The sequence below is a fragment of the Candidatus Marimicrobium litorale genome, from assembly GCF_026262645.1.
In the GTDB taxonomy this organism is placed as follows: Bacteria; Pseudomonadota; Gammaproteobacteria; order Pseudomonadales; family Halieaceae; genus Marimicrobium; species Marimicrobium litorale.
This window is the reverse complement of sequence record NZ_SHNO01000001.1, coordinates 141,628-165,441: the sequence shown is the minus strand read 5'-3', so window position 1 is coordinate 165,441 and position 23,814 is coordinate 141,628. Positions and strand designations below refer to the sequence as shown.

General features: G+C 53.9%; 20 protein-coding genes. 13 read left to right on the top strand and 7 right to left on the bottom strand.

What is annotated here, in order from left to right; genetic code table 11:
* Positions 1 to 118: 118 nt before the first annotated feature.
* Positions 119 to 625: a low molecular weight protein-tyrosine-phosphatase gene (locus EYC82_RS00800; protein WP_279247648.1), complete on the bottom strand. Its 507-nt coding sequence runs from the start codon at positions 623 to 625 to the stop codon at positions 119 to 121.
* A 288-nt stretch (positions 626 to 913) separates the two neighbouring features.
* Here EYC82_RS00800 and EYC82_RS00795 point away from each other — a divergent pair, with 288 nt between their 5' ends.
* The 8 genes from EYC82_RS00795 (at position 914) to EYC82_RS00760 (ending at position 10,738) form a co-directional block, all read left to right on the top strand.
* On the top strand, positions 914 to 2,518 hold the full coding sequence (locus EYC82_RS00795) for an acyl-CoA ligase (AMP-forming), exosortase A system-associated (protein ID WP_279247647.1): 1,605 nt from the start codon (positions 914 to 916) through the stop codon (positions 2,516 to 2,518).
* Complete coding sequence (locus EYC82_RS00790; RefSeq protein WP_279247646.1) at positions 2,515 to 3,762, top strand: pyridoxal-dependent decarboxylase, exosortase A system-associated; 1,248 nt, start codon at positions 2,515 to 2,517, stop codon at positions 3,760 to 3,762. Before EYC82_RS00795 ends, EYC82_RS00790 begins: the two co-directional genes overlap by 4 nt.
* A 395-nt stretch (positions 3,763 to 4,157) precedes the next feature.
* The gene (locus EYC82_RS00785; RefSeq protein WP_279247645.1) at positions 4,158 to 5,570 is read left to right on the top strand and encodes a TIGR03013 family XrtA/PEP-CTERM system glycosyltransferase; all 1,413 of its coding nucleotides are present in this window, start codon (positions 4,158 to 4,160) and stop codon (positions 5,568 to 5,570) included.
* 181 nt (positions 5,571 to 5,751) lie between these two features.
* On the top strand, positions 5,752 to 6,018 hold the full coding sequence (locus EYC82_RS00780; RefSeq protein ID WP_279247644.1) for a hypothetical protein: 267 nt from the start codon (positions 5,752 to 5,754) through the stop codon (positions 6,016 to 6,018).
* Between the two features lie 184 nt (positions 6,019 to 6,202).
* Positions 6,203 to 8,524 carry an EAL domain-containing protein gene (locus tag EYC82_RS00775; protein WP_279247643.1) on the top strand — a complete coding sequence of 774 codons (2,322 nt, stop codon included), beginning with the start codon at positions 6,203 to 6,205 and terminating at the stop codon, positions 8,522 to 8,524.
* Between the two features lie 128 nt (positions 8,525 to 8,652).
* The gene (gene arfB, locus EYC82_RS00770) at positions 8,653 to 9,069 is read left to right on the top strand and encodes an alternative ribosome rescue aminoacyl-tRNA hydrolase ArfB (protein ID WP_279247642.1); all 417 of its coding nucleotides are present in this window, start codon (positions 8,653 to 8,655) and stop codon (positions 9,067 to 9,069) included.
* A 30-nt stretch (positions 9,070 to 9,099) separates the two neighbouring features.
* On the top strand, positions 9,100 to 9,516 hold the full coding sequence (locus EYC82_RS00765; RefSeq protein WP_279247641.1) for a nuclear transport factor 2 family protein: 417 nt from the start codon (positions 9,100 to 9,102) through the stop codon (positions 9,514 to 9,516).
* Between the two features lie 37 nt (positions 9,517 to 9,553).
* The gene (locus EYC82_RS00760) at positions 9,554 to 10,738 is read left to right on the top strand and encodes a DUF1214 domain-containing protein (RefSeq protein WP_279247640.1); all 1,185 of its coding nucleotides are present in this window, start codon (positions 9,554 to 9,556) and stop codon (positions 10,736 to 10,738) included.
* Here the strand turns inward: EYC82_RS00760 and EYC82_RS00755 are convergent.
* Both EYC82_RS00755 and EYC82_RS00750 read right to left on the bottom strand, forming a co-directional pair.
* Positions 10,725 to 11,606: a ThuA domain-containing protein gene (locus tag EYC82_RS00755; protein WP_279247639.1), complete on the bottom strand. Its 882-nt coding sequence runs from the start codon at positions 11,604 to 11,606 to the stop codon at positions 10,725 to 10,727. The two genes, EYC82_RS00760 and EYC82_RS00755, sit on opposite strands and share 14 nt — an antisense overlap.
* Positions 11,607 to 11,673: 67 nt before the next feature.
* Positions 11,674 to 12,801, bottom strand: coding sequence for an Rv3169 family protein (locus tag EYC82_RS00750; RefSeq protein WP_279247638.1), 1,128 nt, complete (start codon positions 12,799 to 12,801; stop codon positions 11,674 to 11,676).
* Between the two features lie 205 nt (positions 12,802 to 13,006).
* On the opposite strand from EYC82_RS00750, the gene EYC82_RS00745 reads away from it, so the two are divergent.
* Positions 13,007 to 14,242 carry a NupC/NupG family nucleoside CNT transporter gene (locus tag EYC82_RS00745; protein ID WP_279247637.1) on the top strand — a complete coding sequence of 412 codons (1,236 nt, stop codon included), beginning with the start codon at positions 13,007 to 13,009 and terminating at the stop codon, positions 14,240 to 14,242.
* Between the two features lie 24 nt (positions 14,243 to 14,266).
* Here the strand turns inward: EYC82_RS00745 and EYC82_RS00740 are convergent, their stop codons facing one another.
* Positions 14,267 to 14,941 (bottom strand): class I SAM-dependent methyltransferase, encoded by a 675-nt coding sequence (locus tag EYC82_RS00740; RefSeq protein ID WP_279247636.1) that lies wholly within the window; start codon positions 14,939 to 14,941, stop codon positions 14,267 to 14,269.
* Between the two features lie 196 nt (positions 14,942 to 15,137).
* On the opposite strand from EYC82_RS00740, the gene EYC82_RS00735 reads away from it, so the two are divergent.
* Both EYC82_RS00735 and EYC82_RS00730 read left to right on the top strand, forming a co-directional pair.
* Positions 15,138 to 16,067 carry an alpha/beta hydrolase gene (locus EYC82_RS00735; protein ID WP_341475046.1) on the top strand — a complete coding sequence of 310 codons (930 nt, stop codon included), beginning with the start codon at positions 15,138 to 15,140 and terminating at the stop codon, positions 16,065 to 16,067.
* Positions 16,068 to 16,122: 55 nt separating this feature from the next.
* Positions 16,123 to 17,223 carry a Zn-dependent alcohol dehydrogenase gene (locus EYC82_RS00730; protein WP_279247635.1) on the top strand — a complete coding sequence of 367 codons (1,101 nt, stop codon included), beginning with the start codon at positions 16,123 to 16,125 and terminating at the stop codon, positions 17,221 to 17,223.
* Between the two features lie 219 nt (positions 17,224 to 17,442).
* Here EYC82_RS00730 and EYC82_RS00725 read toward each other — a convergent pair whose 3' ends face one another.
* Together EYC82_RS00725 and EYC82_RS00720 are read right to left on the bottom strand one after the other, a co-directional pair.
* Positions 17,443 to 18,381: an LLM class flavin-dependent oxidoreductase gene (locus EYC82_RS00725; protein ID WP_279247634.1), complete on the bottom strand. Its 939-nt coding sequence runs from the start codon at positions 18,379 to 18,381 to the stop codon at positions 17,443 to 17,445.
* Between the two features lie 38 nt (positions 18,382 to 18,419).
* Entirely contained in the window at positions 18,420 to 19,517 is a 1,098-nt protein-coding gene (locus EYC82_RS00720) for an NADP-dependent oxidoreductase (RefSeq protein WP_279247633.1), read from the bottom strand.
* Between the two features lie 187 nt (positions 19,518 to 19,704).
* Here EYC82_RS00720 and EYC82_RS00715 point away from each other — a divergent pair, with 187 nt between their 5' ends.
* Both EYC82_RS00715 and EYC82_RS00710 read left to right on the top strand, forming a co-directional pair.
* Positions 19,705 to 21,441 (top strand): N-acyl-D-amino-acid deacylase family protein, encoded by a 1,737-nt coding sequence (locus EYC82_RS00715; protein ID WP_279247632.1) that lies wholly within the window; start codon positions 19,705 to 19,707, stop codon positions 21,439 to 21,441.
* A complete protein-coding gene (locus tag EYC82_RS00710) occupies positions 21,368 to 22,453 on the top strand; it encodes an LLM class flavin-dependent oxidoreductase (RefSeq protein WP_279247631.1) in 1,086 nt (361 codons plus the stop codon). The genes EYC82_RS00715 and EYC82_RS00710 overlap by 74 nt, the downstream gene beginning before the upstream one ends.
* A 316-nt stretch (positions 22,454 to 22,769) precedes the next feature.
* On the opposite strand, the gene EYC82_RS00705 is transcribed toward EYC82_RS00710, so the two are convergent.
* Entirely contained in the window at positions 22,770 to 23,657 is an 888-nt protein-coding gene (locus EYC82_RS00705; RefSeq protein WP_279247630.1) for a sterol desaturase family protein, read from the bottom strand.
* Between the last annotated feature and the right edge of the window lie 157 nt (positions 23,658 to 23,814).

The window sequence follows — 23,814 nt, the reverse complement described above, 5'->3', positions numbered from 1 at the left end:
CGCGAGCATGACATTTTTCTACGGATCAAACTAAAAAAGCCCGACCTACCGTTAATGCAAACGCGTTTAGACGACTGTGCATCGCAAGTTTTACAGGGCAAGGCATTAGCATCCCCAATCAATTGTCGACACCCAATAGATTGGGAATTTGCGCCGCGAAACCCTTGATTGAAAGATGTAACTGTTGATAGACCGCCTCGAATCCTGCCAGGCTTCCAAAATAGGGGTCGGGGATATCGCCGATGGCCTCCCCCTGCGCCCAGCTACCGATGAGCGAGATGCTGTGTTGCTGGGCGGGCGGGAATTCCCTGCACAACCAGCCATAGTTCCTTTCATCCATAGCGAGAATAAATCGGAACTGGTGGAAATCCTGTTCCGCTACCTGACGCGTTCGGCAACGCCGCAAGTCCACACCGTGACGTGCGCACACCTTGCGTGCTCGGGCGTCAGCCATCACCCCCGGACGTGAGACATGGGTGCCTGCCGAACTCACACTGACTTTTTTACCCAGACCACGCATCTTCAACTCCTCCCGCAGGATGCACTCTGCCATGGGAGAACGGCAAATATTGGCAGTGCAAACGGTAAGAATTTCCAGTGCGTAACGGGTACCGAACAAGTTCATATACAGGCCAGATCAAACCGCTCACTAGTATAAGCGGGCCTGAAGCCACTGACCAGAGAGCACACACTATCCCCGGTACCTAACAGGCCACACCCACCCCAATACTCGTGCCGTGATACGCCACAAGCCGATTCAAGATAATAATATTGTCAGGTGGGCTCTATCAAGGATCCGCTTTTACGGCGCTGTAGACGTCACTTTTCAGCGGATTCAGTGCATTCGTAGACAGGCAAATGCGATATACTTGCTTATGTCTGCGAACCGAGATGCGGTACCAATACACCCCTGATGGCTGAATTAATACACGAGTTCATATCCGAAGCTGCGCAGCGATCACCAGAGGCAACAGCCCTGATCTTCAAGGGTGAGTCGCTCAACTATCACGAGCTTCATCAACAAGTGAATGCCTTCGCTGGCGGACTCATGGCGTGCGGTATTGGCTCAGGTGAGCGTGTTGCCGTGTATCTGCCCAAGCAACACGAGACCGTATTTGCCCTGTTTGGTGCGGCTGCGGCAGGCGCTTGTTTTGTCCCGGTAAACCCCCTCCTGAAGCCGCGACAACTGGCCCATATTCTGCCCCACTGCAATGTTAAGGTATTGGTCACTTCCGCAGCCAGACTGAAAACCATTCAGCCAGTCTTACGACACTGTCCCGACCTGCATACTATTGTGCTGGTAGATGCGCCTGCAGCCGAGGACGAGGGTGGCATTACCCAATCACTGCTTACATACCATGATTTTTGCCTGCAAGATGCGCTAGGGCGGTCGCCACATCGTATTATAGACACTGATTTAGCGGCGATACTTTATACCTCTGGCAGCACCGGTAACCCCAAGGGCGTCGTGCTCTCTCACCGCAACATGGTCGCGGGCGCGAATAGCGTGGCAGGCTACCTGGGCAATAATTCACAAGACAGGTTGCTGGCCGTTCTTCCCCTCAGTTTCGACGCCGGCCTCAGCCAACTGACCACCGCTTTTTCCGTTTCCGCATCCGCGGTCCTGATGGACTACCTGCTGCCACGCGATGTCATCCGAGCCGTAGAAAAGTATGGCGTAACCGGGCTTACTGCGGTTCCGCCGCTCTGGAACCAGCTTAAAGATCTCGAGTGGTCGCAGGAGGCCAGATCCAGCATGCGCTACATCGCTAATACAGGGGGTGCAATGCCCGTCGCCACCACGCACATGCTGCAAGAAGCTCTCCCCAATACGCTGGTCTATCTCATGTACGGGCTGACCGAGGCCTTCCGGTCTACCTATCTCCCACCAGACCAGGTCGCTAAGCGCCCGGATTCCATTGGCAAGGCGATTCCCAACGCAGAAATACTGGTCATCAATGATTTGGGTGAGGAGTGCAGCCCAAATGAGCCAGGGGAACTCGTTCACCGTGGCGCTCTGGTGAGCCTGGGCTACTGGAACGATCCTGAGAAAACCGCCGAGCGCTTCAAGCCTTGTCCCGGCAGGCCCCGGGAAATAGTCTCCGAGGAAATGGCGGTCTGGTCAGGTGACCAAGTAACAAAAGACGAGGAAGGCTATCTGTACTTCATTAGTCGCAAGGATGAGATGATCAAAACCTCAGGGTATCGGGTAAGCCCCACCGAAGTTGAAGAAGTGGCATTCGCCTCAGGCTTCGCGACGGGCGCAGCCGCTTTAGGGATAGTCCATCCGGCGTTGGGACAGGCGATTCTGCTGCTGGTGACTCCCGCAGCGGGGCACGCTTTGGGTCCTGAACTTGAGGCAGCGATACTGAACCACTGCCGCGCAGAAATGCCAAACTTTATGGTGCCAGCGAAAGTAGTTGCGCGCGAATCGCTACCGCACAACCAGAACGGCAAGATAGACCGACGTGCATTATCCGGGGAGTATCAGAACCTATTTCAGGAAGCGTCCGAATGAGTGAAAGCAACGTCAAAACAATCCCGCGCCATGCTCCCATGAATCAGTTTGAGGTGGTGAATAACTGCCTGACGATTGGCGGGCAGGCAATCACAGAAATCACCAGCGATATAGGCCAGACCCCCTTTTATGCCTACGACAGATCTGTAATGACCGAAAAGGTGGAATCGCTGCGCCGAGCATTGCCTCAGAGCATTCACCTGCACTACGCCATGAAGGCAAACCCAATGCCGGAGGTGGTACAACATCTGGCGAACGAGACAGATGGCCTTGACGTGGCCTCTGCGGCCGAACTGAAGGTGGCCCTGGCCACGGGCACCGACCCAAGCGATATTAGTTTCGCAGGCCCGGGAAAATCTGATGAGGACTTGCGAGCAGCGGTTGCCAGCGGCGTCATAATCAATATGGAATCCCCAACGGAAATGCAACGCATCGCTGCCTTGGCACAGGCAACCGGCAGGCGCCCAACTGTCTCTATCCGGGTTAACCCAGATTTTGAGTTGAAAACCGCAGGAATGAAAATGGGCAGCGGGCCAAAGCCGTTTGGGGTAGACGCCGAAAGCGTGCCGGAGATGCTGGCTGAGTTGAGCAAGCTGCCACTTGATTTCATGGGCTTCCACATTTTCAGCGGCTCTCAGAACCTCCGTGAAGAGGCCATTATGGAAGCTCAGGCGAAGACTTTCGAGCTGGCCTACAGGCTGGCAGAGCATGCCCCCGCACCGTTGCGTTGGCTCAATATTGGTGGCGGCCTGGGTATTCCTTACTTTCCCGGGGAACAGCGCCTCGACTTGGCACCGATTGCGGCAAATCTGACTCCGTTGTTGGAAACTGCCAGTAAAAAACTGCCCGGCGCCGAGATCGTCATGGAACTGGGCCGTTACCTGACAGCCGAGGCCGGCGTCTATGTCTGCGAAATTGTGGACCGTAAAGTCTCCCGGGGAGAGATATTCCTGGTCACTAACGGCGGATTGCATCACCATCTTGCGGCGTCAGGCAACTTCGGACAGGTGATACGCAAGAATTACCCGTTGTGTCTCGGTAACCGGGTCAACGCTCCGGAACTGGAGACTGTGCAAGTGGTCGGTCCGCTTTGCACACCTCTCGACCTGCTGGGCAATCGAGTGGAGCTGCCCCCGGCCCGCCCGGGCGACCTGATAGTAGTGTTCCAGTCCGGCGCCTATGGCTTCAGCGCAAGCCCACGGGACTTTCTGAGTCATCCGCAGCCTGCGCAAATCCTGCTGTAGCACACCGCCTGCTCGTAGCAACTGCAGGCCATCCGCTGGCGTCCTACCTTTACAGGCACGGAATCTATAAGTTATTGATTTTTATATTTTTTATTTCTGAATAGTCTACATACTCTGCTGGCCCGGCGACGCTATTCAGGCGATATTATGAATCCGGTTCACACATTCGAGACCTCAACGAGCATGTCCCACTGCGCCGTGTTAGCCTAAACCCGAACTTGAATTTTTTGTGGATAACTCTGGTAATCCACTGTGCATAGGCGTTAAATGTTGCCCCGGCCAAATTTAGTACGAGCCGGGACCACTATAAAAAAAGCCATACTTGTCCACCCGGCCTTTCTCTAGCTGGACAGCCTCGGGACACCGTATGCAACTGGAGGGATTCGGGACCACATATGGCAACGGTCAGGGTTTTCAACCATCACGTTCACACGTCCTTCTATTGGCTCGTCCTTGCCGATATGTTGCTATTCATCCTCTCGCTCTACGCGGGGACTTATATTCACTGCATGATCGAGGCAGACCAGACCAATTTTTACACTCTCCTGCCGCTGATTCCTGGCCGCGCCCTGACCTTCAGCGTTTCGACCACGGTCTGCCTGTTCGCTATGGGCCTATACGAACCCCGCATGCGAGAGGGCCGCGCCGGCGTGCTCCTGCGCTCACTTGGGGGCTTTGTAGTTGCCAGCGTGATCGTGTACAGCGTCTTTATTTTTTTACCCGATGCTGAACTGTGGGGAGAGGTGCTGGTCTACGCTGTTTTAGTTGCTTTCATCACCAATCTAGTCACGCGACTGACGTTTAGCAACGTGACAGACCTCGAGCAATTTAAAAATCGCGTGCTGGTTTATGGCTCCGGCGCTGCGGCCTCCACCATCAGCAGTTCCATGCGCCGCAAATCCGACCGCCAGGGCTTCACTATTGTTGGGTTCGTTCGAGTAGAGGGCGAGGAACCCAAGGTCATCAACGAGCGCATCATCAACTTACGTCAGCCTCTCGCGGCGTACGCCCAACAGATCGAAATAGACCAAATCGTCGTGGCACTCGATAATCAGCGGGATCAGGCGCCCACTGATGAGTTTTTCAAATGCCGACTGCAAGGCGTCAAAGTACTCAATTTAGTCAATTTTTTTGAACGCGAAGCGGGCAAAATCCTGGTGGATTTCGCCACCCCCGGCTGGATGACGCTAACAGAAGATCTGCGCAGCAATGTGTCAACCAGTGTAACCAAACGCGCGTTTGATATCTTTGCAAGCCTTGGCTTACTCGGGGCCACCTGGCCCCTCATGCTGGCAACAACCATTGCAATCTGGCTTGAGGATGGATTCCAATCCCCCATATTTTTTAGTCAAGAAAGGATCGGCCTCGGTGGCAAAGCCTTTAAAGTGATAAAGTTTCGCAGCATGCGCGTAGACGCCGAGGGCGATGGCAAGGCGCGCTGGGCAACCAAAAACGATAGCCGCATCACTAGAGTAGGGGCTTTCATTCGGCGCACCCGTATCGATGAACTGCCTCAAATATTTAACGTGCTCTCGGGTGAGATGTCGTTCATAGGCCCACGCCCGGAGAGACCCGAGTTTGTCCAGCAACTGGCTGAACAAATTCCCTACTACAATTCGCGCCACGCGGTGAAGCCGGGCATCACGGGATGGGCCCAGTTGTGTTATCCCTACGGCGCTTCCGAAGAAGACGCTCGCCAGAAACTGCAGTTCGATCTGTACTATGTGAAAAATCAGAGTCTTTTTTTAGACCTAATGGTCGCGCTTAGCACGGTTGAGGTAGTCGTATTCGGTAAGGGTGCGCGCTAACCCATTTGTGTCAGGATTTTATACACTTCTCACTTGTGACACCCCTTTGCCAGAGCTACCATAGCCCGCACGCCATATTTACGACCCATGGGTCGGAGGTGTTAGCGAAACCGGCATAATATTTGCTTGCTTTGTTACACATCGACGGTAAAGAGATTAGGGGGCTACAGCAATAATGGATATGCTGCTGATCATATTGGGCACCATGGGATTCATGGCAATCCTCGGCTCTACCTACGTTTTTATCATGGCCGCGAGAAACTACGTCTCCGATGACCAAACGCCCTTCCTCAACAAGTCTCAGGCTATAAATCGTCGCTTACGGGTGGAAAGAAACCCGGCCGATCGTCGCAATGGCAGACAGGTAACCTTTCCCCTCACCGTCAATGGCATTCTGATTCCAAATGATCGCCGCTTTATGTCGGACCGCCGTCTTGCGGCAGCCTGACGGATAGCTCCCCACCCTATCCAATCTCGCTACTTTTCGCGTAACTGGTTGTTTTTCAGCCAGAAACCGTTAGTGTAAATGACAAACTGCAGTACCATTGTTGCGGCGATCAGCATTCGCTGTCAACGGGAGCCTCCGTCGGTGACAACCGTCCCGACCACGGCGGCAGGGACGCACAGACGACATGACAGTGGCAGGCAAAATTAATTCCCTCGTTCTTTCAGTCGCTATCGCTGCGACTGTGCTGTTGTCAGCCAATACACTACACCGGGAGTACTCGCTTTCCCGGAATCTTGCACTTTCTAACACTGCCGAGCGAGCACAAAGCCTGCCCCAGTTGCAATTGGGTGTCTATTATCGGGACCGCTCTCTACTGCGCTTCGCACTGTCCAAGCTCGTCAAAGGCCGACCATACCTGAGCTTCGCCAGGGTGGTCGATGATCGCGGCAGGACATTGAGCGAGCTCTACCCTGGGACAATAGCTGAAACCGCTCCACCAAGCCTCGAATCGATGCGCGGCACCCTGCCGGTCGCCGAGATTGGCTTATCAACGAATCAGCAGTCCCACGGTAACGTTTCTCAATGGTGGATGATTTCAGGCATCGATAAAATCTGGGATCTCACGATACCCATTATGTCTGCCATAAATCCTACCGCTGCCACCGTCAACGAAGCAGAATTCAGCAAAACACTGATTAACGCCGATAGCGCAGGTAGCCTACACGTCATTGGCTATGTTCATCTCGGGTTAAGCCGTGCACAATTGATACGCCAGCTCCTTCCCAGTGGCGCAACAGTGCTGGCGATAGCCGCGCTCTTTATCCTCCTCTGCGCCATAATCAGCCGCTATGTCACTCGCCGTATCACAGCGCCTTTTTCCGTCGTAAAACGTATGGCGGACGACATTGCCGCTGGGCACGCGGTGAAGTACGAGGGTGTCGAGAACAGCGGCGAGTTCAAAGAGATCGTCTCGGTGCTAAACCGTATGGTCGGGGGTCTACACCACTATAAGACACGCATGGATGTCGATCACCAACTGCTCAGTATGAAAGTCGAGGAACGCACCTCGCAATTATCCAAGCGTAACGAAGAACTCAATCAGGCAGTAAAAGAAGTCACTGAGACCAAGGACAGGCTGCGTCACATGGCCTATTACGACAGCCTCACCGACCTACCCAATCGTCGGTTATTTATCGAAAAGCTGGATGTGCTACTTAAGTTGGCTAAAAGGAACGAGGAGATGCTATCTCTTCTGTTCCTTGATCTGGATAATTTCAAACGCATAAACGACTCACTGGGACACAGCGCCGGGGACCTGTTGCTCCGCGAAGTTTCCGCGCGCCTCTCTCTCTGCATCAGAGAAAGCGATCTGCTGGCACACTACATGGACTCGGAATCACGTATCAGTATCTCGAGATTGGGAGGCGATGAATTCACCGTCGTGCTAAACCGACTTGACCGGGCTGAGTCAGCGGGCATAGTTGCCCTGCGCATCATTGAGACATTGAGCCAACCCATGACTATCGACGGACATGATCTGGTGGTCACCCCAAGCATCGGAATTGCCATCGCGCCTGATCATGCAGAAACCGTGGAAGAACTCATGAAGGCTGCCGACAAGGCAATGTATCACTGCAAAACATCTGGCAAAAATAAATACCTGTTTTATGAAAAAAGCATGGAGGCGGCAAGTGCTGATCGCCTTGAAATGGAAAACGAACTGCGCCGGGCCATTGAAAACGGCGAGTTATTGCTGCATTACCAGCCTCAGGTAGATACCTTAACCGGAGAAGTCTCGGGTGCCGAAGCCCTGATGCGCTGGAATCACCCGAAGCTGGGTATGGTATCGCCGTTCAAGTTCATCCCCCTGGCAGAGGAAATAGGCCTGATCGTGGAACTTGGACAGTGGGGTCTGGAAGAAGCATGCCGGCAGATGGTGGAATTACAAGCCCTGGGCATCAATCTGCCACAGGTCTCGGTCAATGTTTCTGCGCTGCAGTTTAGCGTCTCCTTTGTCGATAAAGTTTCGGAGGTACTGGCCAGTACAGGGCTGCATCCCAGACGACTTCAGCTCGAACTCACGGAGGGTATTATGATGGATGACACCGCAGCCACGATTAGTGCCCTGTCCACGCTTAAGAAAATGGGGGTAGAACTCTCCATGGACGATTTCGGTACCGGCTACTCCTCTCTCAGCTATCTCAGCAGGCTGCCTCTGGATGAGCTTAAAATTGATCGAAGTTTCGTTATCGAAATAGACAAGAGTGAGAACGACGCCAATCTCGCCATCGCGATAATCGCCATGGCCAGAAGCATGGGACTCAAGCTCGTCGCCGAGGGCGTCGAAACACATGAGCAGTATCATTTTTTAAGAAACCATGGCGCGAGCGTAATCCAGGGATACTTGTTCAGCAAACCGGTGCCCTTCGAGGAGTTTAAAAACTTACTGGCGCCGGGCGCATTCAAACCGCAAATTGAGCAAATTGGCAACGGCTACGCAGTGTAGGTTTCCGTGCTCGACACTCGCCCGCGCAGTCCTGCTTCGGCTTTGATTGAGACGCGTTATTTACACGCCTACTGGGGTATACTCCGGTAGACATTCTCTCAATTACTCTCTTCCCGGTAGTTTATGGCATGGGCCTGAAAATTTCGAATTACATCAGTATTCCCGACGAGGAAATTCGATTTCGCGCTATTCGTGCACAGGGTGCCGGCGGCCAGAACGTCAACAAAGTATCTACGGCGATTCACCTGCGCTTTGACGTACAGTCATCTTCCTTACCAGAACGATACAAGCACAAGCTGTTGGAGTTGAGTGATCAGCGCCTGAATACAGACGGGGAGATTGTGATCAAAGCACAGCGCTACCGGAGCCAGGAAAAAAACAGGGCGGATGCGCTTGCGCGCCTGGCAGAGCTAATCAACGATACCATTAAAGTAGAAAAACGTCGGAGACCAACAAAGCCCACCCGCGGCAGCAAGCAACGCAGGATGGACAAGAAAACCCAGCGTGGAAAACTCAAGACACAGCGCGGCAGGATAGACTACTAGACAGCTTGTTCTCACAGACGGAATAAACGCATGAACAACTTTAGTGCCAGCAATAAACAATTCGTGGAAAACTTCTTCGCTGCATTGAATCGCGGTGACGTAGAGCATATCGTAAACAGCTACCATGAAGAGGGTAGCCTGCAAACCATGGGCAATACACTTATATCCGGCACGTATAGTCGCGAACAGGTTGCAGACAGCGCCGGAGGAATATTTGATGTCTTTCCAAATGGATTAGAATTTGAAATCACTGGCCTGGTCGTCGACGAACACAAAGCCGCAGTTGAGGCTACAAGCAAAGGCGAACATATATCGGGGGAGACTTACTCTAACGAGTATCATTTCTTGTTTATATTCAAAGACAGCAAACTCTTACGCTTGAAAGAGTATATGGATACCGAGCGAGTAACCGATATACTTTGCGGTGGCCAACGTCCCGAGGCGTGACTAAAATCTTTATGAAATTGGCGTGAGGAAAAACCCGATGGATCGTCGAGATGTTTTGAAAAGTGCCGCATTGAGCGGCCTCGTGGGTTCGCTGCTGGCCCCAAGCTTGCAGGCAGTCGCGGCAGATAACCCTGATAGTGAGGCGGCGGCGGCACTGAAAGAACTACAAAAAGCGATTAACGAGCTGGAAGCAGCTTTCTCCAGCCCCGAGTGGAAACTGCGCACACGACAGGATTTCGCTGAAGCACGGCGTGTGCTGCTGCACGTCTTGATGCATGGTTTGCAATGCTGGCTGGAAGCAGACCCATCAAGACCGTTCTTTACTCCCTTCATCAACCAGCATAAGAAAATGTTGGGCGATAACCCGGATGCACGGTATTTCTCTGCAGTGATTAATGACCAGCATAGCTACCGAATCAGTGGCAATCTGGCTGGAGCCACCTATACCAGCTTCACTCTGGAGCTGGGCGCTGATACGAGCGGTGACGGTATAGGTTCTACGCTAAACGATACCGAGTTCAAAGCAGACGAGCATGGCAACTATGAAATAATTGTCAGCGCGGTGGAACAAGATGGTAACTGGTTACCCATGACGCAGGGCGCGTCCAGCATCACCTCAAGGCACTACTATGAGCGAGAAAACAGCATAAATAATGATCGACTGCACCATATTCCCATCGACATTGAGTGCCTGCAAACAACCGCGCCTCGGGTGTCACCCAACGATAGCGATATTGCCGAGGGCATTCAGCGGGTAACTACTTTTGTAAGGGGCAACGTCATCACGATGAACGCAAAGAACAGCCCCTCCTGGGTATCTCGTATTCCCAACCAGTTCACACCGCCGATCAAAGATGACAGTCACACATCCATTACTTACGCTGCAAGGGATAACGTCTACAGCATGGCTCCCTTTGTCCTCGGGCCAGACCAGGCGCTAGTTATAAGAGGGCGTTTTCCAACCTGTCGCTTCTCCAACGTGGTGTTGTTTAACCGCTTCCTGCAAACCCTGGACTATGAAGAGCGCACAGTATCGCTCAACAGGGCACAGACCGTGTTGGAGGATGATGGCAGCTTTTCTATGATCATCGCGCACAAAGATCCGGGCAGACCCAACTGGCTAGACACGGAAGGCCGTCCTTACGGCATCGTATTCTGGCGCTTCCAATTGCCCAAGGGAGATATCCAACCTCTGGTAACCGAGGTTATTAGTCTGGCGTAAGACACGCACCGCCCGCAGCATTGCTCAGCCAAAGCACAGAATTAACGATCAACCTTTGCACATTCGGACGCTCAAAAGCTTCCGCCTGATGCCCCATAGTCAGATATACACTGCGGCCTTTGCCAACGCAGTTACTCCAAACGACGGGGTGATCTCCCATACTCAAATCCCGCTCATTGCCCATGAATTTTTCGATCGGCTGATACGACGCTTCATCAATAGTGGCCAGAATGGTAAAACCCTCTGGCCGAGGGCTTTTCTCCCAGGAATACCATTCCTCCTCATGCTGCCAGGTATCGGGCATATCTTTCACCACCGGGTGCCCATGATTTTCCGTCAGTACCGTCGCTGTTTGAAACTGAGGCCCCATGATATGAGCGGTAAAGTCCGCACCTATCAAGTTGTCACGGTACCACTGCCACCCCTCGTGCGAACTGTCGCCGGCTGAGTGCACTCCCAACCAGCCACCGCCATCTAGCAACCAAGCCTCAAAGGCAGCTTCCTGCTCCGCACTCAGCATATCACCCGACGCATTCAGGAAGACCACAACCTGAAATCGCCGCAGATCGCCTTCGTTAAATACTGCTCCGTTTTCGGTATGAAAGAGACCCCACCCCCGGTCTTGAGCCGTAGATTCCAGGAATGCTACGCCACTGCTTATACCGTCTCGATGACGAAAACCATTGGTCTTGGTAAATAAGAGTATTCCCGGGGAAGCCAGGCTGGGGGGCAGTTTCGGGGCAACTGTATCGTGATGCGCAGACGGAAAAATCAGATTCCATGCGCCAACCTGCCAAATTACAGCAAGTGCTATAAGCGCCATAATGGACGCCACCAGGACCAGTATCTTCAAACATTTGAACAGCATCTTTGCTCTCTCCTACCCCATTCGAACGCTAGTTTTCGCTTACGCTGCACTTAACAGCCCAGAGCGGCTAGCAGGCTGCATCGAACCAGTCTGAGAAGCCAAAAGCTGCGGATGGTCCAATATGCATCTGCTCCAACACACCGTATCCCACGTTGTCGCCGCACGTTGCCTTGACTATCTGCTGAACGTGGATGTTCTCCAATGCAAGTGGATCGAGGTCTGAATCTTTCCAGCTTTCACCGGCAATAACCAGTTCACCATGCCACTTTCCATGGCCCCACTCGGGGTGCTGGTAACCCAAACCCTTCATACGATGAACCATAACAGGTTCCAGATGGAGCTCCATGCTTTCTCCGGAACGGTCATTCATGGTCACCACTGCGGAACGAGCGCGACGCGTCCCCGGGACCATCGTAATCCGATGGTCAACCCGGCCTTGCCAGACACGAGCCGACGGATCGAGCGTACCGGGGATATCGCCCATCTTGTCGTAATGCGGCAATCGCGCCTGGTCCGAATGCCACTGGTAGCCTGTCTCGTCCTCAAACCATCCCGCGAGTGTACACTCGCTCTCCCAATGAATTGGAACCCAGCAAAAATGTACCGCCTGAAACTCTGACAGAGGTGCGCCACCTGTATAAGCATCTCCTACGGGTCGTATTCCCCAGGACCGGTCCTTAAGGCCATACGTCGTCTCACCATTCACCTCGAGACGCTTACCGTCGTAGCTAATCCAGCCAGACCACAAACCGAACTGATCCAGGCGCGTTGCGTCCATCACAATATGCCGCTCGTTGCGCAGGGTCTGCCGACCCTCTTCAATGCACGCCGTGCGCGGAGTAAAGACAATGTCGCATTCTATACCGGTTTCGTTTGGTGCTATCACTATCCGGTGCCGCCCCATAGGCTCGAGGATTTGGAGGTCAAAAGGTCCAACCGAGGTATCCGTGGGCTCGTCGGGCGCGCGACGGGAGCCATGAAAAGCGAACTGGTGACCATCAATTGCGAGACTCAGGCTGCAGTCCAGGATGCCAAGATTGGCGTAGCGGCACATCCCTACGCCAAAATAGAAGCTGCCATCCCGCGCGTGCCCGTTATACCAATAGCGGTCGTAGAAAAACCGGTCGCTGCTCGCCGTATGGATCACCGGCTCAGCGGTCTGGTGGACAGGATAATCGTCAAACTTCGATAGCATCGCTCAAGCTCCGATCTTATTCTAGACCCAAAGAATGGACTACGAACCTGCGCTCAACAAGCACGCTCCGCAAACATTGGCTCCGCGTATGCTAAATCAAACTGATCAAGAACACCGCGGACCGATGAAACGACCTGCAGGACGCTAGACTTTTGAGAGTGCCTGCTCTAACGTCATGGCTTCAATTCTGGACGAGACATAAGCCATGTCACAGGCCCTGCTAGGCCTACCTTTAATTGTGTTGCTCGCTTGGCTTACCAGCAGTAATCGTCGCCGCTTTCCCCTGCGACTGGTAATAGCGGGATTGCTTGCGCAATTATTGCTAGCGTCCCTGCTCCTCAAGGTGCCCGCGCTGCAAAACGCCTTGATGTTGATCAACCAGCTGGTACTCATGCTGGAAGCCGCCACGCAGCAAGGAACCGCCATGGTCTTTGGGTTTCTCGGGGGAGGTCCAAGCCCATTCCAGATAACCGAGCCACAGCAGAGTTTCGTTCTGGCATTTCGCGCCCTGCCTATCGTTATCGTATTTGCAGCGCTGAGCGCACTCTTATGGCATTGGCGCATCATCCCTCTCATTATCAGTGTGCTAGCACGATTGCTGCAAAAATCCTTGGGGCTTAGCGGAGCCATCAGCATTGGCGGAGCCAGTTCGGTTTTTGTCGGCATGGTTGAATCGCCATTGTTAATAAAGCCACACTTACGCACCATGTCTAATAGTGAGCTTTTCATGCTAATGAGCTGCGGCATGGCTACCGTGGCTGGCACTGTATTGGGTCTGTATGCAGGCATTCTCGGCAGTACTATTCCTGCTGCACTGAGTCATATCCTTGTCGCCTCGCTGATCAGCGCACCGGCTGCAATATTGCTTGCGGCAGTCATGGTACCCCCCGATAGAACTACACCAGCACCGTCGGTATCCCTGACGTCCCCCTACGGCGGCAGCATGGACGCATTGGTCAGGGGTACCGGTGAAGGACTGCGGCTGCTGGCCAACATTATTGGCATGCTGATCGTGTTTGTTGCGCTGGTCTACCTGGCTGACCGAGCCCTCAGTGTGGTTCCTGTAAGCGGCGAACCTCTGACATTAGTCGGTGTATTCGGTCAAATACTTGCGCCGCTGGCCTGGCTTACGGGTATTCCGTGGCACGAGGCAAGGACTGCGGGGGAGTTGCTGGCGACCAAAGTTTTCATTAATGAACTAGTCGCGTTACTCGATCTCGCTGCGCTGGAACCCGGCGATTTAAGTGCGCGCAGTCGCTTGATTATGACTTATGCTTTATGCGGCTTTGCCAATTTCGGCAGTTTGGGAATCATGATCGGCGGACTAACAGCAATGTGTCCCGAGCGCACTGCCGACATTTTACGACTTGCGCCAAGATCAATCTGGTCCGGCCTTCTCGCCACCTGCATGACTGCCTGCTTCGTCGCGCTGATACTGTAAAAAGCGAAGGCCAGAACGCATGCATCAGACTTTGCGATACTCGACGACACGCTGGTCTCTCGGATGATTCCATTCGCCGATGTACTCTGCGGAGTAACCGTTATCCTCTCCAAACGCCAGCATTTCTTGCTTGGTATAGGCAAAGTACCCGTGGTCATGCGGTTTATCCGGGTTTTTCCTCGCGGTAGTAACCTCAAAATACGTGGCGTAAAAAGCGCCGCCGTCCACGAGACAGGCATGCAGATTCTTAAAGCAATGATTAATCATGTCCGGAGGCAAATGGCTAAACAGTGACTGAGCCATTGCAAAATCCGCTTTCTGTTCCAAGCGGGCGAATTCAAACGAATCGGAAATAATAATGCGTGGCGCTTTCTCGGCCTTCACAACAGGGTCCATTTCTTGCTCCAAACCCGCTTTGACCAGCCCGGGTTCTTTTTCTATACCCAGATAATGGCCTGCCTCCAAATAGGGAATTGCCTTGACGCCAAGCCGCAGGGAACCGCAGGCTATATCAAGCAAAAAACTTTCCGGTTTCAGCCCTTTCGATACAAGGAAATTAAATTGTAGCGCCCCTATCTCGTCCCAGTTCCCGCCAATGTACTCGCGATGACCTACGGCTTCGATACCCTTGTCTCCCTCTGGATAGAGAAAAGCAAAGGGGTTGATTTTGCGTATCAAGCGAATAAAAAAATACTTCACGTATAAAAGCCCCGCCAGTTTATTGTGATTTAGACGTGCACTATCTATCGATAAGGTGTTTCTTCTTTATTTTATCCTAATTCACCTGGAATTGTCTCATCGAAAAAGCAAGAACGCGGGAAATTGAGCTTGAGTAACATACCGCATTTGTTACTCTGGCTGTCTAACAATAAACGACGCGGGCCTTCATCTCACTATGAGCCAGCAATACGACATCCACCCTGACTTCAGGAAGTTTCCTAGGATAACGATCGGTTTCACTGCGCCGGTGATGTTCCTTGTAAATTTACTGATGAGGTTGCAATGTTTTTTTGCAGTTCGAAAACTTTCATTAAAGGTGAATAACTATCGCTGCCAACGGAAAGACGGTAGCCATCTAGACATACTGACCATGACACCACCCGTTATCGATAAATTGGCGCCTGCGCTAATTTACTACCACGGCGGTGGTTTCGGGATAAGCTATAGCAGTCTTCACCTGCAAAACTGTGAACGCTACGCTATAGAGGCAGGTTGTATCGTGGTGTTCGTGGACTATCGTCTGGGGCCAAAACATCCTTTCCCCTTTGGTTTCGATGACAGCTATGACGCGTTGCAATGGACAATTGACCGTGCCGAGGAATTAGGGATTGATCCCAGTAGAATCGCGTTAGGGGGCGATAGCGCCGGTGGCGCACTGGCCGCAGGGGTCGCACAGAAAGCGAGGGACACAGGCCTGACATCGCCCTGCGCGCAACTGCTGATCTATCCGGTAATGGATAACTCCTGTTCCACACCCTCAGCCACTCAATTTGAAGACGTGCCTCTGTGGAATGCGAAATCCAACCGCAATATGTGGCAGATGTATCTGGCACGTTATCCTCAGGGCGAAGCGCCGCTCTACGCCGCACCCGGCTTTGGCGATGTGCAGAGCCTTCCGCCAAGCTATGTCGAGACGGCAGAATTCGATCCACTGAGAGATGAAGGCAAAGACTATGCCAGCAAGCTGACGTCCGCCGGTATTGATGTAGTCCGCAATGATACCTTGCAGACCATTCATGGTTATGACGGAATGGCAAAAAATATGATAGCGAAAGAATCCATGCTCCAGCGAATCGCGTTTCTCAAGGACAATTTCGGGCACTAAAGAACCAGGCACTTTGACATCTTGTCTTCATTTATCGATATCTCAGGAACGTTCTATGAAAGCGGCGGTATTCGAAGAAACAGGTAAGCCCATACAACTCTACGACAATGTCGATATCATTGATCCACGCGCGGGCGAGGTTCGCGTTAAAGTCAAGTATTGCAGCGTCTGCCATTCGGACCTCAGCGTCATCGACGGCAGCCTGCCCGCCTTCGGACCTACCATATTGGGCCATGAGGCATCTGGCATCATAGAGAGCGTGGGAGCCGGAGTAACCAGCCTGACGAAGGGCGATCACGTAGTGTTGACACCAGTACCCCCCTGCGGCACGTGCTATTTTTGCGTTCGCGGGGAAGCGACGCTCTGTGCAAACAACACGAGCCTTTATACCTATGCGCTCGCGGATGGCAACACGGGGCTCTCCCGCAACGGTGAAGTTCTTTACCGTGGACTTGGCGTTGGCGCATTCGCCGAATATGTCGTAACGCCGGTCAACGGCGCGGTAAAGATATCACCGGATGTGCCACTGGAACTTGCGGGTTTGCTCGGCTGCGCGCTACAAACAGGTATTGGCGCCGTGCTTAATACCGCTGATGTTGAGACGGGTGCGACTGTCGTCGTGATGGGGCTGGGTGGTGTCGGCATTGCTACAGTGCAGGGTGCCAAGCTGGCCGGCGCGTCTGTTATTCTCGCGTCGGATCCTGTTGCTGAAAGACGCGAAATGGCCAAAGCCTTCGGAGCCACTCACATTATTGACCCGCTTAACGAAGACTTGGTGGAATGCTGCCAAGCGTTAACCCATCAGATTGGAATGGATTACGCGTTCGAAACCGCGGGAATAGCCAAGCTCGTTGAAGTCGGCATCGCTGCCACACGCTCCGGAGGCAATACGGTATGCGTTGGCGCTCCTCCACTGGATCAAAGCATCGAAATCAGCCCCTTTGTCTTATTCAGTACTGCAGAAAAGAAATTGACGGGCTGCCTAATGGGCAGCTGTAATTCCCTCAAAGATATTCCACGGCTTATCGGGTTGTGGGAAAGCGATCAGCTGGATTTAAAAAGCATGGTGACCAACCAGCGCCCCATCGAAGAAATCAACGAAGCAGTCGACGATCTGAAAGCGGGTCGCGGACTGCGGACCGTTCTCACTCTCTGATCAAAAGACACCCGCACAACAGTCGCTGTACTTCACCGACAGATTTCCGGACTGCTCATCATGTTCCAGCGGCATTATTCAAGTTTTCCGCTCGATACCCGGTTTTTGACAGCCTCCGAAAGCAGCATGGGCATGAGCTTCATCCTCAAATCATGTCACGCCCGGAGTTGGTCCAAAAACGCCACACAGACCACTAAATACCGGTAAGACGCAAGCTTTTCAGAGGCTCTGCACTATCTCTAGCACGGCAGCATTACTGCGTAAGTGATCTTGCATTTCTATCCCGGGAATACCCCCCCGCAGGATAAGATGACTAATACCCAGTCGCTCCACGTATTCCGCCAGTTGGTCTCTCACCGCAGCGGCATCACCTACAATGGCAGGGCCGTCAGCTGTGCTGTCTGCGGCCTGCAGAGAAGTCGGCACCAGGCGTTCAAGAGAAGCTCGCGCGCGCGCGGCGAGGGCCGCATCTCCGGTGACAAATACCGAACGCATAACAGGTACTGTTTGCACCGGTGGGTGTCCTGCTGCCGCCAGCCCCTCGCGATAGAGACGATAGTTTTCTTCCAGAACAGGCAACGTTTCTACCGGGGATGCGAGGTAAGGCATACCAAGCGCTGCGACCTGTTGCAGCGCCAACGGCCCAAATGCAGCGACCCAGATCGGGGGCGCAGGCTGCTGCAGTGGCAGAGGCGCAAGCAACAACGGCTTGCCGCCCTCTTCCAGTGCCACAGGTTCTCCGCGCCATGCGCTCAGCATGATATCGAGGTTGGCACGGAACAACTTTCGCTTCTCTTTGGCATCGATACCAAATGCGCGAAACATGCCTCCCGATAGACCCCGTCCCACGCCCAGAATCAATCGCCCACCACTGAGTTGATCCAATACCGCCACATCCTCGGCTGCCAGCAAGGGCGGACGTATCGGCAATAGAAAGGAGGTAGTGCCAAGACGAATGCTCGATGTGCGAGCAGCAACGGCTGCGAGCAACAGCAGAGGCGACGGAATCACACCCCGCTCACCAAAGTGATTTTCAGGCAACCAAAAAGAGTGAAAACCCAGACGCTCCGCCTGCTGCGCTTGCTCACACAAGCTGACGGGCGCATCGTATAAATCCCAGTTCCAGGGCGTTGTACCGACTTCAATAGCGCTGGCCACGTTAGAAGCGCTCCATACCAAAGGCAGGTGACACTCCGTTAACTGACTTTTACCACCAGCTTTCCGAAATTAGCGCCACTGAACAAGCCAAGGAATGCCTCGGGCGCGTTCTCTAGCCCCTGAACTACATCTTCCCTGTACCTGATCTGGCCCGCCGCCAACCACTGGCTCATATCGCCTATAAAAGCAGGAATGCGGTGACGATAGTTACTAATAATGAACCCCTGTATTTTTAAACTACGCTGCAGGATCAGACCCTGCATGACAGAAAGACGGTCAGGCCCCGGAGGCAGCTCGGTTTGATTGTAATGCGCAATCAAGCCACAGATGGGAACCCGGGCAAAATTATTCAACAACGGCATAACGGCATTCCAGGAACTGCCGCCGACATTTTCAAAGTATACGTCGATACCGTCCGGACAAGCCTGCGCCAGTTGCCCCGCCATATCACTGTCATAGTGACTGACACAGGCGTCATAACCCAGTTCCTTGACCGCGTACTCACACTTTTCCCTGGCCCCCGCAATACCGACCACACGGCAGCCCTTTAGCTTGGCGATTTGGCCGACCACTGAGCCTACTGCCCCCGTGGAGGCCGCCAACACCACCGTGTCACCCGCCTTGGGTTCTCCGATGTCCAGTAAACCCACATAGGCCGTCAAGCCAGGCATACCCAAAACGCCCAGCGCATAAGAGGGACTGGAAATACGCGGATCCAGCTTCATCAAGCCGACACCATCGGACAAGGCATAGTCCTGCCAGCCCGAGTAGGCACTGACCAAATCGCCAACCGCGAAATCACTATGGCGTGAGGCCTGAACCTCACTGACAGTTCCACCCACCATGACCTCGCCTAGCTCAACCCGGTCGGCGTAGCTCTCTCCCGCATTCATGCGGCCCCGCATATACGGGTCCAGCGACAGGTAACGGGTGCGCAGGAGCACCTCCCCCTCCGCGGGCTCTGGTACAGCTTGCTCCTCCAGACGGAAATTCGTCACAGCTGGCGCCCCCGCGGGACGCGAGGCCAGCACAATCCTGCGATTGACTGAATTCTCCATGGCCCAGACGGGAGTCGCTGCCAGTGTGCTGAGGGCGGCAACGGATGACAGGGTAAATTCACGGCGGTTCAAGGTCATGGCTCTAACTCACTTATCGTTGTAACTGCATTTCATCACGCTCATGCGCATTAATATACGCCCCTTCTTGTCTGCCCAAAAGGGCTGGCATCCAAATTTAAACCGCGCTCCTCAATCGACCGCTATGGACTAGCCCGCTTCCGCCGATTATGAGTACACTTCATCCTCGTAGCAGGAGGGATTTATTATGTATGATCTGGTCATTCGCAACGCACACATCGTGGACGGTACAGGCAAAGCGACATTCAGCGGCGATCTCGCCGTGTCCTCGGGAAAAATTGTAGCAGTGGGCGCCTTCAATGGCGCTGGCGAGAAAGAGATCGATGCACAGGGTAAGCTTCTTACCCCTGGTTGGGTCGACGTACATTCGCACATGGACGGCCAGGCCACCTGGGACCCCCTGTGCAGTCCAGCAGCCAATCACGGTATTACCACCCTGATCATGGGCAACTGCGGTGTCGGGTTCGCTCCATGTGCAACTGACGATAAGGCACACGAACGCCTCATCGCGGTGATGGAAGATGTCGAAGATATTCCGGGGGCGGCATTGCACGAAGGCATCGAGTGGAACTGGGAATCGTTCCCGGAATACCTTGATGCCGTTGAAGCGATGCCTCGAGCAATCGACGTCGGTGCGCAGGTGCCGCACTGCGCGGTACGAACCTACGTCATGGGCGATCGCGGCACGCACAATGAGAAAGCCACCACCGAGGATATTAAGGCGATGTCGGCTATCGTAAAGGACGGTATCGCAGCCGGTGCGCTAGGTTTCACTACATCTCGTACCGAACTGCACACCACCCGCGAGGACGAAGCCATGCCGGGCACGTACGCAGACGAGGACGAACTCCTCGGTATCGGCAAGGCGCTTGGCGAAATCGGTAAAGGCATATACGGCGTGGTCTCTGACTGGAACAACTGGGAAGAGGAGATGGGATGGATGAAGCGTCTGTCTATCGATAATAACTGTCAGATCAACTTCATTCTCTTCTTTCGAGAAGAAGAGGACTGGGAGCGGGTACTGAAGCAATTGGCGTTCGCTCGGGAGGCAAACGCTCAAGGCGCTCAACTCATACCACACGTGGGGGCGCGACCAGTCAATATCCTCCTCAGCTGGGACGGAACGATTAACCCCTTCAGCTTCCATGCGAACTATGGGCCACTCTCAGTCATGTCGCATGAAGAGCGCTTGGCGGAACTGCGCAAGCCGGAGGTTCGCGACGCTATCCTCGCAGAGGATCAGCCACTGATGGGCGACGACTTTATGGATACCATCATCGGAGGCTATGACAAGCTATATCCACTGGGTAACCCGCCAAACTACGAGCCCGCCCCCGAAGATTCCATCGCTGCAAGGGCGGAACGTGCAGGCATTTCCTCTGCGGCATTTTGCTATGACTTGATGATGGAAAATGATGGCAAGGGCGTAGTCTACTTTCCCTGTTTCGGCTACGGTGCGAACGATCTCAGTCGCCAGGTTGCCCTGCTGGAGGAAGACTCGACAGTCATCTCTCTGGCGGACACCGGTGCTCACTGTGGCGTATTGTGCGATGCCAGCGTACCCACACAGATGCTCAGCTACTACGTTCGGGACAGAGAGCGAGGACACCGCTTGCAGCTGGAGGACGTGGTAAAGATGCAAACGCGCGACACCGCGCGCTGCGTGGGTTTACAAGATCGCGGTACACTCGAAGTGGGCATGAAAGCCGACCTTAACCTGATTGATTTCGACCAACTGCAGCTGGAAGTTCCACGCATCGAGTTTGATCTGCCCGCCGGCGGACGGCGCATGTTCCAGGGCGCGGTCGGCTACGTCGCCACCATCGTCAATGGCGAGATCATTATGGAGAATGGAGAGTACACGGGCGCGGTACCGGGTGCACTCATCCGCGGCACCCAGCCCGCACCTCAGGAAGCTGCCTGACGCCGGCACTGTGCTGAATATTAGCGCTAATCTGCGCCTGAACCTTACCGGGGCCGAAGCCGACCCCGCACAGCGTTCACTGCGTTATCGAACAGCGCTCGATATGGCCGAGTACGCCGACCGTAGTGGCTTCTCCAGTGTGAATGTGGAGGAGCACCATGTGGCGGATAACGGCTGGCTGCCTTCACCTCTCACCATGGCCTCCGCTATTGCCGGGCGCACAGAACAGTGCAGTATCGGCGTCATGGCACTGCTGGTCGCTCTCTACGACCCGATTCGCCTGGCGGAGGATATCGCTGTTGTGGATCTCCTCAGTGAGGGTCGCCTAAATTTTGTTGCGGGCATGGGCTATCGCGAGGTCGAATACCATATCGCCAACAAGCCCTTTGCAGAGCGCGGAAAGTGGATGGACCACGTGCTGGAAACTCTGCTGCAGGCTTGGCAAGACGCGCCTTTTGACTACAAGGGCAAACTGGTCAACGTTACACCCAAGCCCTTCAGCAGACCCCACCCCGTTTTCCTCGTAGGCGGCATGAGTAAGCCCGCGGCCAGACGCGCAGCACGCTTCGGCCTTCCTTTTGCGCCGCCAGTAGCTGAGCCAGAGCTAGAGGCCTACTATTTTGAACAGCTTAAACATTATGGCAAGAAGGGATTTACGCACTCCCCTCCGGCGGACTTCTCTGTGCTGTTCATTCACGACCAACCGGACGAAGCGTGGAAAGAATTAGGAACGTACTTTCTCAATGAAGTCATTGAATACAGCAGCTGGAAAACAGAGGGTGTAAACCGGCCACTGGAATTCAACAGCGATTCTGTCGACGCTCTGCGGGCAGAAAAACGTTACGAGATCATCACACCGGCTGAGTGCATCAAACGCCACCGTGAGCGAAAAGATTTTTTTGCCGCTATTCACCCACTTATTGGCGGCATGCCACTAGACCGGGCATGGCGTTGTCTCAAGCTCTATACCGAACACGTTCTGATACCCCTCAAGCGCGAGCAGCCTGCTTAAAGAGAATTCGCCGCCGGCCTGACGGAAGCATTAAGCTTTTATCCCTTCTAAAATACATATCCCAGTAATTAGGGAATCGATCGCAGAACACAACGGGGCGCGAAGCCTCCGTACCGCAAAACATGCGACCTGAGCTACTGCCCGTGGCTGAGGCCCTCTTGTGTTCGATACGCTGCGCGATGAACGGCGCTAGTGTGACAGACCAGGTAGCTGCGTATGGGGGAGTGAACCTCTGCCCAATGACACGTTGAACAATTGCCTTTGCCGGTTCGAATCACCCTCAATACCCGGGGTCGAGTTTAGCCCATGCCTGCGCCTATCTGGTGCTGCGTCGGCGAAGCGTATTGGCACGCTTGTCGGGCCCGTCGTGACTCCAGCCTGGCGCCAGCCACAAATAGCGCCACTTTTCACGCCAGTGACCAGCACGCCGCACATCCCGCCACAACATACGGTACTCGTGCAGCGCCACCGTCACGATGTCGTCGGACTCAAGATTTGAAGTCAGACCGTAAACTACGGGCTCCTCGGCAACCTCCTGACTAAACGTACCGAAAAACCTGTCCCAGATAATTAGTACCCCCCCGTGATTACGATCGAGGTACCGCACATTCGACGCGTGATGCACCCGATGATGAGACGGTGTGTTGAAGATATTCTCGAACCAGTTGGGTAGGCGATCGATTGCTGTCGTGTGAATCCAAAATTGATAAAACAAGTTGAGACTAATCATGGTAATAATCATTGCCGGATCAAACCCCAGCAGCGGCAACCACAACCAAAACAGAAACTTGTGCACGCGTTCGCCCACCCCCTGACGCAGCGCAGTCGCATAGTTCAAACTGCGAGAGGAGTGATGATTCACGTGCCCCGCCCAGAACAACCGAATTTCATGATTACTCCGATGAAACCAGTAGTAACTAAAATCATCAAGAAAAAACAGCAGCACCCACGCCCACCACTGGTACTGCACTACATCACGAAGCGGACTGATCTCGTGCAATTTGACCATGACGAGAATGGCCAACATCCTCGGGAGGAGCTCTACCAGCACTGCCAGCAGCCCCATAGCCAGTGACGCCCTTGTATCGGCGCCGTGATACAGGCCCAAGCCCTGCTGCCTTGACCAGCGCATCTCCAGCAGCACCGCCAGCAGGTAAAGCGGGACGGCAAATAAAGTGAGGTCAGCCTCGAGAAACTTTTGCACAGTGTTATCCAAGCCTATTTTTCGCCAGTCTATCCACCTAATCTGCGGACAGCAATGCCTGCGCAGGCCGGCGTTTTGACGAGTGTATGGTATAAAGCACTACGGTCCGCCAGGCTCATTGGATCACCGGCCAACACACCTGGAGCAAGCGCGCGCA

Excerpts from the sequence above, each read along its gene's own strand:
- EYC82_RS00760 (WP_279247640.1), top strand. The coding sequence starts at position 9,554 with ATGGATCGTCGAGATGTTTTGAAAAGTGCCGCATTGAGCGGCCTCGTG.
- EYC82_RS00795 (WP_279247647.1), top strand. The coding sequence starts at position 914 with ATGGCTGAATTAATACACGAGTTCATATCCGAAGCTGCGCAGCGATCA.
- arfB (WP_279247642.1), top strand. The coding sequence starts at position 8,653 with ATGGGCCTGAAAATTTCGAATTACATCAGTATTCCCGACGAGGAAATT.
- EYC82_RS00765 (WP_279247641.1), top strand. The coding sequence starts at position 9,100 with ATGAACAACTTTAGTGCCAGCAATAAACAATTCGTGGAAAACTTCTTC.
- EYC82_RS00710 (WP_279247631.1), top strand. The coding sequence starts at position 21,368 with ATGGAGAGTACACGGGCGCGGTACCGGGTGCACTCATCCGCGGCACCC.
- EYC82_RS00785 (WP_279247645.1), top strand. The coding sequence starts at position 4,158 with ATGGCAACGGTCAGGGTTTTCAACCATCACGTTCACACGTCCTTCTAT.
- EYC82_RS00750 (WP_279247638.1), bottom strand. The coding sequence starts at position 12,801 with ATGCTATCGAAGTTTGACGATTATCCTGTCCACCAGACCGCTGAGCCG.
- EYC82_RS00775 (WP_279247643.1), top strand. The coding sequence starts at position 6,203 with ATGACAGTGGCAGGCAAAATTAATTCCCTCGTTCTTTCAGTCGCTATC.
- EYC82_RS00745 (WP_279247637.1), top strand. The coding sequence starts at position 13,007 with ATGTCACAGGCCCTGCTAGGCCTACCTTTAATTGTGTTGCTCGCTTGG.
- EYC82_RS00780 (WP_279247644.1), top strand. The coding sequence starts at position 5,752 with ATGCTGCTGATCATATTGGGCACCATGGGATTCATGGCAATCCTCGGC.
- EYC82_RS00735 (WP_341475046.1), top strand. The coding sequence starts at position 15,138 with ATGAGCCAGCAATACGACATCCACCCTGACTTCAGGAAGTTTCCTAGG.
- EYC82_RS00715 (WP_279247632.1), top strand. The coding sequence starts at position 19,705 with ATGTATGATCTGGTCATTCGCAACGCACACATCGTGGACGGTACAGGC.
- EYC82_RS00755 (WP_279247639.1), bottom strand. The coding sequence starts at position 11,606 with ATGCTGTTCAAATGTTTGAAGATACTGGTCCTGGTGGCGTCCATTATG.
- EYC82_RS00720 (WP_279247633.1), bottom strand. The coding sequence starts at position 19,517 with ATGACCTTGAACCGCCGTGAATTTACCCTGTCATCCGTTGCCGCCCTC.
- EYC82_RS00790 (WP_279247646.1), top strand. The coding sequence starts at position 2,515 with ATGAGTGAAAGCAACGTCAAAACAATCCCGCGCCATGCTCCCATGAAT.
- EYC82_RS00800 (WP_279247648.1), bottom strand. The coding sequence starts at position 625 with ATGAACTTGTTCGGTACCCGTTACGCACTGGAAATTCTTACCGTTTGC.
- EYC82_RS00730 (WP_279247635.1), top strand. The coding sequence starts at position 16,123 with ATGAAAGCGGCGGTATTCGAAGAAACAGGTAAGCCCATACAACTCTAC.